Raw genomic sequence first — 255 nt, 5'->3', positions numbered from 1 at the left:
GTTCGGAGAACTCCCGTCGCCCGACGCCCTCGCCGCGCTGGACGCCGCCACGCGCCTGTGCACGGACCTGGGCCACGACGTCGTCGAGACGGCGGGCCCGGCCTGCGACGCACCGGCCGTGAGCCGCGCCTTTTTCACGCTCACGGCGGCCGGGCTGGCCGGCATGGCGGACCAGGCGGCGGCGCTGATGGGGCCGGCCTTCGACGCGGGCCTGTTCGAACCCTATACGCGCGACCTGGTCCGGCGCGCGTATAG

The 255-nt window shown here is 75.3% G+C and carries 1 pseudogene; it reads left to right on the top strand.

Going from position 1 to position 255, the window contains the following annotated elements:
* A pseudogene (locus tag ACEN88_RS35785) lies at positions 1–255 on the top strand (hypothetical protein); the annotation flags it as partial.

This window comes from Massilia sp. CT11-108, from assembly GCF_047302915.1.
Lineage (GTDB): Bacteria > Pseudomonadota > Gammaproteobacteria > Burkholderiales > Burkholderiaceae_D > Telluria > Telluria orientalis.
Note: the sequence above shows the minus strand (reverse complement) of the source record. Positions and strands in the feature narration are given on the sequence as shown.